Below are 13462 nucleotides of genomic sequence, written 5' to 3' on the forward strand. Positions count from 1 at the left end.
TTTCTGTATGTTGTTCCTCTTAACAAGTTTTATTTTTATCTTAAGAATAATAATTCACGGTATTTAACCAATGGCCAAAGCTCATCGTCTACCAATTGCTCTAAATCGTCTGCTGCATTACGCAACGTTTCCATAATTGGTTTTACCTCATCACAGTAAGCAAAAGCTTTTTCTCTAGAATCCAACAAACTCGCTTTTTCACGTTCGTCCTTCATCTTATACGCACAATCTCTAATTGTGTTCACATAAGTAGCAATGTCTTTCACTAAGCCCAATTGCGCAGCATAACTCTCCTCTCCTAAGCCTAAATCTTTCAATGCACGGATATTTTCCATCAGTATATTTTGATAATGTACTGCTACCGGCAAAATTTGATTCATACACATTTCAGCCATAGTACGCGACTCAATTTGAAGCTTTAATACGTATTCCTCCAAGCGAACTTCATAATGTGCGTGTAATTCTTCTTCTGACAATACCCCTGATTCCACAAATAACGCTTTAGTCGCTTCTGCCGAGTATGTTTCTAATGCTCTAGGTGTATCCCCATGGTTGCCCAACCCTCTACGAGCAGCTTCATCTCTCCATTCGTCGCTGTAACCATCTCCTTCGAATCGAATGCTCTTAGATTCGTGAATGTAGTTCTTTAAAACTAACAAAACAGCTTGATCTTTAGGCGTATTATTAGCCATCAAGATTTGAACATCTTGATAAAACTCTTTTAACTGTTTACCAACAATCATATTCATAACAGCCATTGGAGCAGCACAGTTGACCGTAGAACCAGCCATACGAATTTCAAATTTATTGCCAGTAAAAGCAAAAGGCGATGTACGATTTCTATCCGTATTATCTAACTCCAAATTAGGAATTTTGCTCAATAAATTTAGCACTGTTTTTACCCCATCATCTGTTACATCAACTCCTTTTTCAATTTCGTCCAATACTTTTGTTAAAGCATCTCCGATAAATACCGAAATGATAGCAGGCGGTGCCTCATTGGCTCCCAGACGATGGTCATTAGAAGCAGAAGTAACACTTGCACGCAAAATATCTGCATACTTATAAACGGCTTGAATAGTATTGACAAAGAATGTCAAAAACTGTAAATTCTTGCCTGGTTCTTTTCCTGGAGAAAGTAAATTCTTTCCAGTGTTTGTTGCTACCGACCAGTTGTTGTGTTTTCCAGATCCGTTTACCCCAGCATAAGGTTTTTCATGGAACAAGACACGCATTTTGTGACGAATAGCAACACGTTCCATAATGTCCATCAACAACTGATTATGATCTACAGCAATGTTGACATCTTCATAAATTGGTGCAAACTCATACTGACAAGGAGCTACCTCATTATGACGCGTGCGTAGTGGAATTCCCAACTTGTAACATTCTTGTTCCAAATCTGTCATATAAGCATATACACGCTCTGGAATTGTTCCAAAATAATGATCATCCAACTGTTGCCCTTTAGGAGCCAAACGTCCCAATAATGTCCGTCCTGTCATGACCAAATCTTGGCGCGCATTAAACAATGCTTCATCCAACAAGAAATACTCTTGCTCCCACCCTAGTGTTACCGAAATTTTTGTAATGTTAGCATCAAACAATTGACAAACATCAACCGCAGAACGCTCCAAAAATGCCTGTGATTTTAATAGAGGCAATTTATAATCTAAAGACTGCCCACCATAGGTTACAAAAATAGTTGGAATACAAAGTGTTTTCTGATTGTTAACATCCAAGATAAATGCAGGTGAAGTTGGATCCCAAGCGGTATAACCTCTTGCTTCAAAAGTTGTTCTCAATCCTCCTCCTGGAAAACTAGAACCATCTGGTTCTTGTTGTACCAGTTCATTTCCTGTAAACTCCTCAATTGCTTCCCCGTCTGAGTTTAGCGTAAAAAAAGAATCATGCTTTTCAGCAGTACGCCCTGTCAATGGCTGAAACCAATGCGCATAATGGGTAACGCCTTTACTTAGTGCCCATTTTTTCATGGATTCTGCAACATGGTCTGCCAAATCTCTATCCAAGTTATCGCCTGCATCTATAATTCCTCTAAATTTTTTGTACAGTTTAGGTGCGAGATACTGCTTCATAGTGACATCACTAAAAACATTGCAACCAAACATTTCTGAAACATTGGAAGATAAAGGAGCCGTTGTGAATTTTTTACGGTTGGATAACAGATCTAAAGCTTTAAATCTACTGTTCATGATTTTGATGAATTTTTTTAAAATAGGTCTATAAACCTACTTAGGTGAAAATTACTTAATTTTGGCGCAAATGTAATGAATTTGTTACTTAAAAAGAGGCTTATTGCTAACTAATTAAAAATTATTTTTTAGTCTATTTTCTTATTCCAAGAACACGGCAACAATCTACTTTATCAAATCATAATGAGGGACTTCTTCTAAAAATTCAAATGTTTTTTCTTCTTGGTTTATCAGTGAACAGTAATTAACAGGACCATTAGTTACTAATAAATAAGGCACCTTTAACGTCATATTATACTGTGCAATTTGGTGAAACACCTTATTGTCCACTTTTACTTTAGCAGATTTACATTCTACTAATAACGCAGGCTCTAACGCTTTATTAAAAACCAAAATATCGCAACGCTTGGTCATGGTATTAACTTCTAGTCCCATTTCTGAACGAATTCTATTCTTAGGATAACCTTTTTCCTCTACCAAGTAGTGCAAGATTAGCTGTCGCACGATCTCTTCAGGAGTTAACACTAGGTATTTTTTACGAATCAATCCTAAGATGTATTTCTGGTTATTTGTGTATTTGATTTCTAACCTCGATTGGTATTTTAACAAATCTATTTTTAATAACATTAAATCTATTTTTTAATAGTCTACTCCCCCATGAACAGCGCCTATCCAGAATGTTCTAGGTTAAATACAGCGCTAAAGCTGTCATTCGTCGCAAAAAACAATATAAGTTTTTTAATTATAGTATCATTGCCTTATCAAATTTTGGTTGTTGATTCTGTGTGCAATCGCAAATAAAAGACTCCCATCTATTTTATTTGATAGTAATACCTAAGAAATGCTATTTAGCTACTTGATAGGCTTCCTTAGCAACTTTGCACCTATTACTTCTTCTAAAAATCACTTAAACTTTATTAATTAATCTCAAAAATATTCTATACCAAGCACGAATCTAATTTAATCCATCAAAAGATGCGCACATTGATTTCAAAAGCTAATTTAATTGTTTTTGAAGCATCCTTATTATAAGTATTCATCCTTAATTTTTATTTAATTCATATTAACATTTTAATTAAAAAATGAAAAGTACATTAAAATTCAATTGCAGCAATTATTTATTCATATTCTTTTTTATAATTAGCATTAATAATAATGGTGAGGCGCAATTTGGGCAAAGACCATTTATTAATATAACCAATCCAACTGCCAGTACTGTTTGGGTAAAGGGGCAAACGATAGACATCGAATGGGACGATAATATTTCTTCTGATGTTAGAATTCTCCTCTACCGTGGGACTACACCAATTACTTACATTTCTAACGGCACACCTAGCGATGGATCTTTTAGTTATACTGTTCCCAATAGTTTTGTTTCAGCCAATGATTATAGAATTAGAATCTTTAATATTAGTGGCACTAATGTTTTTGATTATAGCGACTTCTTTACAATTTCTAATCCTCCCAATATTACTGTCACGAATCCGAATACTGGCACTGTTTGGGAAAAAGGGACAACTCAAGCAATACAGTGGGCAGACAATATCCCTTCTAATGTCAAAATACTTTTATTTCGTGGTTCTAATTTAGAAGCAACCTTATTTAATAGCACCCCTAGTGATGGTTCCGCAATTTATTTTGTTCCTTTTAACTTGCCAAGTGCCAACAACTATAGAATTCGAATTGTAGATGTATCTAACTCAAATGTTTTTGGTATCAGTAATTTCTTTACCATCACACTTAGTCCTACAATTACAATAAGTAACCCTACTTCTAATACAGTCTGGACAAAAGGGCAAAATCAGACAATACAATGGACAAGCAATATTGCAGCTAATGCAAATATGAGAATTAATTTATACGAAGGAGGCAACTTAGTTTCTCAAATAGCTAATTTTATACCCAATACAGGATCTTTTACATATTCGGTACCTAATACCTTAAATAGTTCCTCTGTTTACCGTCTCCAAATTTACGAGATAGGCAACTCTGCGTCCGCCACTTATAGCGATTTCTTCACAATTGACGACAACAATACCAAACGCCTAACAAATCCTAAGCCTTCTCATTTAGAGAACATAAAAAAAACAGACCTAATTCAGTCACTTACACTTAATCCAAACCCTCAACTTTCAGGCGCAACATCTACCATTACAATCGGTGTCAATCAAACAAGTTCGGCTATACTGCTTATTTCTGATCTTTCAGGTAAAATGATTGGCAAACAGGCGCTTCATTTGACTGAAGGAAACAATCAAGTAAACCTTAAGCCAATCCTAGAAAAAGGAGTATACTTTGTTTCTATTCAAACTCCAAGTGCTACTAAAAGTTTGAAATTAGTTATAGAATAACTCTAAGCAAAGGCAAGCACTACTACTTTAAAATTCTAATTTATGGGTTAACTTCAAGAGGCATTGAATTTAATATCAATTGCCTCTTGTTATATTATAGTAGTTCGTAGTACTACTACTCCATAGTGCTTCACAAATAGTTCTCCTACGCTGCTCACACAAGCCTACTCGACAAGCCTTGCTAACAAAAAAACAAAAAAGAACCTCCATACGAACCTGGCAATCAAAAAAATTAGCACAAAAGGCAACACAACTGCAACTTACTAAATTGCAACAAAGTAAAGTTTTCCAACAAATGATTGATTTAGAGTACTACTTCAAAAATTCACAACAAAGGTTGTATTAATCTTCAAAGAATTTTTATATTTGCGACTATTGCTATTCAAAAGGTAATTTCCCTCCCCTCTAAAAATAGCGTATACTACTATAATATTTCAAGTCTAAAAAGGCAAAATATTAACTTTAGAATTAAACAGAATATACTATTCAAACATGAAACTATCGCAGTTTAACTTTAACCTTCCGAGTAAACTTATTGCTGAATATCCTGCTGAGCGTAGAGACGAATCTAGATTAATGGTCGTTAATCGAGCTGAAGGAACAATATCTCATCATATTTTTAGAGACATTCTTGACTTTTTTGATGATGGGGATTGCTTTATTTTAAATAACACCAAAGTGTTCCCTGCTCGTTTGTATGGTCAAAAGGAAAAAACAGGTGCTAGAATTGAGGTTTTCTTGCTTCGTGAATTGAACGAAGAAATGAAGTTGTGGGATGTATTGGTTGATCCTGCTCGTAAAATCCGTGTGGGTAATAAATTGTACTTCAACGATGAAAATGGTGCTGAAATTTTGGTAGCAGAGGTTGTTGACAACACAACATCAAGAGGTAGAACTATTCGTTTCCTTTACGATGGTAGTGACGAAGAATTCAAAGCACATTTGGACAAACTAGGTCATACACCATTGCCAAAATACATCAATAGACCTGCCGAGGACTTGGACAAAGAGCGTTACCAAACTATTTACGCCTCTGAAGTAGGTGCTGTTGCTGCTCCTACAGCTGGCTTGCACATGAGTCCAGAAGTCATGAAACGCTTAGAGATCAAAGGAATCAATTTTGCTACTTTGACGCTTCATGTTGGTTTAGGTACTTTTCGCAGCATTGAAGTAGAAGACTTGTCAAAGCACAAAATGGATGCAGAATACTTCAAAATTGATCAAGCTACTTGTGATTTAGTTAACAATACGATCAAAAATGGTGGTAAGCGTTGCGCTGTAGGAACAACATCTATGCGTTCTATTGAGTCGGCTGTTTCTGCGCACGAAATGCTGAAGCCTGCTGAAGGTTGGACAAATAAATTTATCTTCCCTCCTTACAATTTTAGTATTGCAGATTCTATGATTACTAATTTCCATTTACCAAAGTCTAGCTTGGCTATTATGGTTTGTGCTTTTGGTGGTTATGACTTAATTATGGAAGCTTACGAAGAAGCTATTAAAGAAGAATATCGCTTCTTTAGTTACGGAGATGCTATGTTGATTATCTAATTCGAAAGCTTTTCGGAACTAATAAGAACAATATATTAAAGACTGCTTTAAATAAAGCGGTCTTTTTTTGTTATACCCAAACAACAACGGTATTTTTGCATTAGACACAAATTTAAACCATCAACGACTATAAATTATGATAACACTAAGAAAACATATCTTCTTTTTCTTTCTATGCACGTTGTTGCTAAATGCTTGCAACAAAAAAGGAACTGTTGACAAAGCAACTACTTCTTCCTCAAAAACTGAAAAAACCGTTAGCCCAGTTGGTACTTGGACTGTCATTAGTTTTCCAAGTAACACCCAAGAAACTCCAAATCAAAAATCTTATGTTGTTCATTTTGACGCTGATAATTCGATGGGGTTGACGTTAGATGTCAATACTTGCGGTACCTCTTACAAAGTCAAAGATGGGATGCTCACCTTTCAAGAAGGTATGACTTGCACAGAAGCTTGTTGCGATAGCAAAGAAGCTAATTTCTTGACCAGCCAATTTAAAGGAAGCCTACACTATTCTATTGAGGGCAGTCTTATGACGATAAAAACAGATAAAGGAGATATCAAATTGATCAACAATAAAGATGGTATCATAGGCACTTCTTGGACTGCTATGAGTTATAAAAATTTTAAGAGTGATAATCTCACAAAATTTGAAAAAACCTATCGTTTGAGTTTTGATAAAAAACGAATGATGCTAAACTTAGATGTCAATACTTGCAATACCAATATCAACTACCTGCCACAGATTTCTACATTTGAACTTCCTGATGGGATGGGATGTACCCGAAAATGTTGTGACAGCAAGGAAGGTATTGCTTTGATGAATGCATTAAAAGGAAGAATTACGTACCAAAAAACCGATAATCAATTAACTTTAAATACAGCAACACAAGAAATTAATTTTGTCCTCTACAAAGAAATTTCTAAAGAAGAATAAGAGAAACTCTGACATGGTTACTTTTGACTTATTTAATGGTTGATTAACCGTTCCACCTTATATTTTAATACTTCGTTGCTTTTTTAGTTTTTCTATGAACCAAAAAACTCTTGGGGTAAAACATAAAAAGCAATGGAGTAATGATATTTGTAATTTATAAATAGTCATCCCTTAACTACTCTTTCTAGGTTGAAGAATTATTACTCCTTAACCAACTCATGTTAAGTGGATACAAATTAGATCAAGAAAAGTTGTTGAGTCAACATATTCAAACTTATGCAAGCACTAACAATCGCAGACAAAACGCTTCAGTCTAGATTATTTACAGGCACTGGCAAGTTTGCCTCTAGCTTAATGATGAGAGATGCTTTATTAGCATCTGAATCTGAATTGGTCACCGTTGCCTTAAAGCGAGTAGACATTAAAAATGAAGAAGATGATATTTTAACTCATCTAAATCATCCTCATATTCATCTGTTGCCGAATACTTCAGGAGCTCGAACCGCCAAAGAAGCTGTTTTTGCTGCTCAATTGGCGCGCGAGGCCTTGGAAACAAACTGGCTAAAGTTAGAAATACACCCAGATCCTAAATACTTAATGCCTGATCCGATTGAGACACTACTTGCAGCAGAAGAATTGGTTAAATTAGGGTTTGTAGTATTGCCTTATGTGCACGCCGACCCTGTTCTTTGCAAACGACTAGAAGAAGTTGGGACACAAGCCGTCATGCCTTTAGGCTCTCCAATTGGTAGCAACAAAGGTTTAAAAACAATTGACTTTTTAGAAATTATCATCGAACAGGCCAATGTCCCTGTTATTGTAGATGCAGGCATTGGAAGTCCCTCAGATGCTGCGAAGGCTATGGAATTGGGTGCAGATGCTGTTTTGGTGAATACGGCTATTGCTGTTTCTGATAATCCAATTGAAATGGCCAAAGCGTTTAAACTAGGCGTTGAAGCTGGTAGAATGGCTTATGAGGCTCGATTGGCAAGCCCATTCAACCATGCCAATGCAAGCAGTCCTTTGACTTCTTTTCTGGACTAGTTCGTTCAATAACACACTTTTTTGCAAGAAGTAGGTATTCTTAAAAATAGAATATCTACTCTTTAGTAGTTAGCTACGGTGCTACTTCATGGTTTCAACGAACTATTGCTCTTATAAAATCATTCCTTATCATTAAGCATTATCAAATATTAGAAAATGTTTATTAACTAATAAGAACATGCCATCCACTTCTTGTTTTCACTATGTTATTTTGCTTTTTGTTGGCGCTATTTTCAGTGCTTGCCAAGAGTCAAAACCACAAAGCAATCAACCTGTTTTCGACATTACCAAACAAGTAATCGAAGATTCTTCAATGGTCGTATCTGCTCATCCCTTGGCGACAGCAGCAGGAATTGAAATACTAAAAAAAGGAGGAAATGCGATTGATGCCATGGTGGCTGTTCACTTTGCTTTGGCCGTAACCTATCCACGTGCAGGTAATATTGGTGGTGGTGGTTTTATGATTTATAGAGATAAGAATGGCAATACAAATACATTAGACTTTAGAGAAAAAGCGCCTAGTTCTGCCCATAGAGATATGTACTTAGATAATACTGGTCAAATTATTGATTCCTTGAGTTTAACAGGACCTTTAGCATCTGGTGTTCCTGGCTCTGTTGAGGGGATGTACGCTGCTCATCAAAAATATGGCAAATTGCCTTGGAGCACATTGCTACAACCTGCCATTGATTTAGCCGACAATGGCATTCCTGTCAGTCAAAGAGAAGCGGATGCATTCAACGAACATATGGCATTGTTTAAGAAGTTTAATTTGCATCAGAATGCCTTTGTTAAAGATGCCAATTGGAAAAAGGGAGAAACGCTGCTTCAAAAAGACTTAGCCAATGTTCTAAAACGCATCCAAACAAAAGGTCGAGCAGGTTTCTATGAAGGGGAAACAGCTGATTTATTGGTTCAAGAAATGGGCAAAAATAAAGGGATTATTACTCATGAAGATCTAAAAAACTATAATGCAGTATGGAGAACACCCATCCAGTTTGAATACCAAGGATATAATATCATTTCGATGCCTCCTCCTTCTAGTGGTGGTGTCTGCTTGGCAGAATTGTTTAACATGGTAGAACCCTTCCCGATGTCTGAATGGGGATTTCAATCTGCTAAAAGTATTCACTTATTCACAGAAGCCGCTCGTCGAGCTTATGCAGACCGTACCGAACATCTTGGAGACATAGATTTTTATCCTGTTCCTGTGGATGTATTAAGTAGTCAGGCTTATGCCGATAAACGCATGCAAGATTATGTGGATACTATGGCAACTCCTAGCGATAGCATAAGACATGGGAACCCTTACCCCAACGAAAGTGAGCAAACAACGCATTATTGTGTCGTTGATGCCGAAGGCAATGCTATTTCTGTTACCACAACTATTAATTCTAACTTTGGAAGCAAGGTTATTGTAGAAGGAGCAGGCTTTTTTATGAACAATGAGATGGATGACTTTAGTGCCAAGCCAGGTGTACCCAATCAGTTTGGTTTGTTGGGAAATGAAGCGAATGCCATTGCCCCCCACAAACGAATGCTTAGCTCTATGACCCCAACGATTGTAGAAAAAGACGGGCAATTTTTCATGGCTGTTGGCAGTCCTGGGGGATCTAAAATTATTACAACTGTCTTTCAAGTTGTCACAAATGTTATTGATTATCAAATGCCCTTGAAAGACGCTGTCCATCAGCCTCGTTTTCATTTCCAGTGGTATCCTGACTTACTTTACCATGAAGAAGGAGCCTTTTCAGAACAATTGTTGGACGAATTAAAAGCGTTGGGGCATACGCCTCAAAGCAGGGCTCCCATCGGACAAGTGGAAGCTATTTTGCGATTGCCCAATGGGCAGCTAGAAGGTGTCGCAGACATCCGTGGAGATGATGATGCTCAAGGCTTTTAAAACATTACCAAGGTATGTAAAGTGTATCTCTATCATATGCCAAGTACGTAAAAATTCCATAACCATTCTGTATATTAGTAGCAATTTTAGATGGCTCTACAAAAGGATTTAAGTTTGCAGATTGTGCTGCTCTTGTTGTTTCTAAATAATCATAATAAGCTTTAGATATGTGGTATATAGTTCCTATAGCTGTATCTGTTCTATAAAAATCATAATTACTAGCATGACCAATCTCTCCATTAGCAAATAACGCCTGATCATACAAAACTTGATCAAAATAGGGATTGGTTGCAACATGATTAAACAACGCATTGGGATCTTTTTTGGATAAAGAAAACTTGTGTAAAGTCATTCTATAATAATTGAAGGTATTTAAATCGTCCTCACAAGTCAAAAGACAATAAGCAACCGAATCTTTGTTGAACTCTGCTTTAAAAGTTTTGATTGGCACAGCAGGTAAGGCTGTTGCAGAGGCTTTAACATACCGATCATTCAAAGTATCCCAAACTTCTAGGACAAACTCTGTATTAGCACTAAAGGGACACCGTGTGTTGGAACCATAGTTAAAAAACCGAGTAGAATCAGTATTCCAATAGGGCATGATACTGCTACATCCACTGCCACTATAAGGTGCCTCTACCAACGTATCTTTAATCCCATTTTGCGTAATAACAACCAGTGCATGTCGTACAAAAGGGCAAATATTGGTAATATCAAAATAGCTTTTTGTCTCTGTTAACATCAGTTGATAAGGTTTTCCTGCTTCTAAATAACATTCCACAACTAGACTGTTATCAGATGTTTCCAACTCTATATCAATGGTATTCTCCAATTTTTGGCAGGCAGAGAAAACGATTAACACCCAACAGATATAACTTATTCTTTTCATCTTAAATTACCATTTAAAATTCCAAGTAATGCTTGGAATAATTGGAAATAACGAAACCATTTTAGCTTGAAACTTTTCTGGAATCTGTGTATTGTTTGCCCCTGAACCACCGTCCTCATAAACAGCATCTATATACATAAAAAAAGCATTTCTTCGATCGTATGCATTGTAAATACTCAAAGTCAAATCACTTTGAAAACGCTTTCTTTTTAAGGGAAATAGTTCTAATACCAACCCCAAATCCAAGCGGTGATATGCTGGCATTTGGAACCCACCTCGTTTTTCATAAATCGGTATAAATTGGAATAAATTGGTCGCCGTTATATCCATTTGAATATAACGTTTGGTAGGAAGTGAAACAGGAGTACCTGTACCATAAACCCAAGATGCACTTAATGTTAATGGAAATTTAGGTTTTGTCCATGGAATATCCCAAGTTATTACAGCTGACAAATCGTGTCTCCGATCTTGTTGAGGATGGTAAGGCTGCCCCCCATTAATTTGATCAAACACCCTCCAAGTCCAAGACAATGTATACCCAATCCAACCTCTTAAGTTTCCATTTTTCTTCTCCAAATAAATTTCTCCACCATAGCTATATCCCCTTCCAAATAAAAATTCATTTTCTAAATTATTATTCACAAACAACTTTGCCCCATCTCTAAAATCAATTTGATGATGTAACCACTTGTAATACCCTTCTATGTTAATAAAGAAATCCTTTCCCAATGCGACTGAAACACTAGCTGCTACCAAATCTGAAATCTGTGGTTTCACCTTTGCACTAGAAGGATACCAAGTGCTTGTAGGTAATGTCGCTCCTGAAGTAGATACTAAATGCAAGTACTGGCTCATTCGAGCATACGATGCTTTTAAGGCAACTCGTTGGTGAATTTTATAGTTAATAGCGAGTCGAGGTTCTATGTTTGGGTAGAATGCCTTGTTATTATAAAAACCACTTACACGCAAACCAATTAAGGCACTTATACGATTGTTAATCTTCCAATCATCAGACCCATATACTGCAAATTCCCCTGCATGAAATAGTGCCCCTGCTCTTAGATTTAACCCCGCTTGATTTTTAGCATCAAATTGACCTACTGAAAATCTATGATAAATCGCATTGGCTCCTAATCGAACTTCGTGTTGGTTGCTCGGCAGCCATGTCATATCCGTTTTAAGATTAAAATCTCGAATTCCCGAACCTATTCGTACATTAACCTCTGCCAACCTACTGTTTATAGCATAAACATAATCTGAAAAAGTGAAAGAGGTGTTTACAAATAGTTTGGAAGAAACAATTCTATTCCAACGCAGTGTACTAGCAATATTTCCCCATCCTAAGTTAAAATCAATTTGATCTCTTTTGAAAGAAAAAGCGTCTCGCCCCATATAAGCGCTAAAGAAAATGCGATCTTGAGTCGTGATATCATAGTTCCATTTTGCATTGACATCGTAAAAGGAATAATTAGGAATATCAAACCAATCGGGATTTTCTCTATTTGCTTCGTTTAAAGCAGAAGTCAGTAAGCTTACATAAGAACTCCGTCCAGCCACAACAAAAGCCCCCTTATTTTTCTTTAAAGGACCTTCTACTGCCAATCGAGCCGATGTTACACCTAACCCTCCTGAAATTTGCCATTTCTTGCGATTGCCTTCTCTAGTTTTTACATTTATAACTGAGGATAGTTTTCCTCCAAATTGTGCAGGGAATCCTGCTTTGTATAAGGTCAAATTCTTAGTAATGTCAGCATTAAATGTACTAAACAAACCTAGCAAATGGCTTGGGTTATAAATCGAAGCCTCATCTAATAAAAAATGATTTTGATCTGCCCCTCCTCCTCTAACATATATTCCAGCTGCGCCTTCAACTCCTGATTGTACACCAGGTTTTAGTTGCAACAATTTAATAACATCAACTTCTCCAAACAAGGCAGTGATTTTTTTTCCCTCTTTCACATTTATCTCCTCCTTGCCCATTTGCGTAGCATTTAATCGCTCTACATTAGATCCTTCTGCCACTACGACTTCACCTAGAGCGACTGCCTCCGTTAGTTCTATATTTTTTGTAGTATTATCATTCAAAAAGATAGGCTCCTTTATGGTTTGGTAACCAATATAAGAAACGACCAAAAAAAAGGTATCTCGTTGTTTTGGAATGGTCAAAGAATAAAAGCCATACTCATTTGTAATAGTCCCCCAAGTCTTACTAACTACATAAATATTCGCACCAATTAATACTTCACCACTTTCAGAAGAGGTAACCACACCACTAATCGTATAGTTTTTTGCTTGCCCTAATGCTGCATTCGCAATTAATATCAAAAAGAAAGAAAATACTATAGGGATAAATTTCACAATTGCTTAATTGTTTTGGGTTTTAAAGAATAAATTTAATAGACTGTTTAGTCCCTGTTTCTGTGTGCTACTATATGTTTTTAGCGGAGTAATAGCAAAAGAGTATTAATATTAAATCAAAAGCACTAATACCCTCAAACTGATACAAGGCATTAATGCTTTTGAATATATTCCGCTACAATGTGTTAGCGTATATCGTGGTCTTTGATTGATACT

The 13462-nt window shown here is 36.4% G+C and carries 9 protein-coding genes; 5 read left to right on the forward strand and 4 right to left on the reverse strand.

The window, feature by feature from the left end; all coding sequences use genetic code 11:
• Positions 1–35 precede the first annotated feature (35 nt).
• Together CG11_RS20925 and CG11_RS20930 are read right to left on the reverse strand one after the other, a co-directional pair.
• The gene (locus CG11_RS20925; RefSeq protein WP_052598799.1) at positions 36–2213 is read right to left on the reverse strand and encodes a glutamine synthetase III; all 2178 of its coding nucleotides are present in this window, start codon (positions 2211–2213) and stop codon (positions 36–38) included.
• 165 nt (positions 2214–2378) lie between these two features.
• The gene (locus CG11_RS20930) at positions 2379–2840 is read right to left on the reverse strand and encodes a type I restriction enzyme HsdR N-terminal domain-containing protein (protein ID WP_052598800.1); all 462 of its coding nucleotides are present in this window, start codon (positions 2838–2840) and stop codon (positions 2379–2381) included.
• 455 nt (positions 2841–3295) lie between these two features.
• On the opposite strand from CG11_RS20930, the gene CG11_RS20935 reads away from it, so the two are divergent.
• From CG11_RS20935 to ggt, 5 genes are all read left to right on the forward strand, one after another.
• Positions 3296–4564, forward strand: a complete 1269-nt coding sequence (locus CG11_RS20935; protein WP_052598801.1) for a Ser-Thr-rich GPI-anchored membrane family protein — start codon at positions 3296–3298, stop codon at positions 4562–4564.
• A 492-nt stretch (positions 4565–5056) separates the two neighbouring features.
• Positions 5057–6115, forward strand: a complete 1059-nt coding sequence (gene queA / locus CG11_RS20940) for a tRNA preQ1(34) S-adenosylmethionine ribosyltransferase-isomerase QueA (protein WP_052598802.1) — start codon at positions 5057–5059, stop codon at positions 6113–6115.
• Between the two features lie 136 nt (positions 6116–6251).
• Positions 6252–7052 carry an META domain-containing protein gene (locus CG11_RS20945; protein WP_052598803.1) on the forward strand — a complete coding sequence of 267 codons (801 nt, stop codon included), beginning with the start codon at positions 6252–6254 and terminating at the stop codon, positions 7050–7052.
• 276 nt (positions 7053–7328) lie between these two features.
• Entirely contained in the window at positions 7329–8096 is a 768-nt protein-coding gene (locus CG11_RS20950) for a thiazole synthase (protein ID WP_052598804.1), read from the forward strand.
• Positions 8097–8274: 178 nt separating this feature from the next.
• A complete protein-coding gene (gene ggt, locus CG11_RS20955) occupies positions 8275–9999 on the forward strand; it encodes a gamma-glutamyltransferase (RefSeq protein WP_072011010.1) in 1725 nt (574 codons plus the stop codon).
• Positions 10000–10003: 4 nt separating this feature from the next.
• On the opposite strand, the gene CG11_RS20960 is transcribed toward ggt, so the two are convergent.
• Positions 10004–10888 (reverse strand): DUF4249 domain-containing protein, encoded by an 885-nt coding sequence (locus CG11_RS20960; protein WP_052598805.1) that lies wholly within the window; start codon positions 10886–10888, stop codon positions 10004–10006.
• A gap of 6 nt (positions 10889–10894) precedes the next feature.
• Entirely contained in the window at positions 10895–13246 is a 2352-nt protein-coding gene (locus CG11_RS20965) for a TonB-dependent receptor (protein WP_052598806.1), read from the reverse strand.
• Positions 13247–13462: the final 216 nt, after the last annotated feature.

Origin of the sequence: Aureispira sp. CCB-QB1 (genome assembly GCF_000724545.1) — a bacterium.
Taxonomy (GTDB): Bacteria; Bacteroidota; Bacteroidia; order Chitinophagales; family Saprospiraceae; genus Aureispira.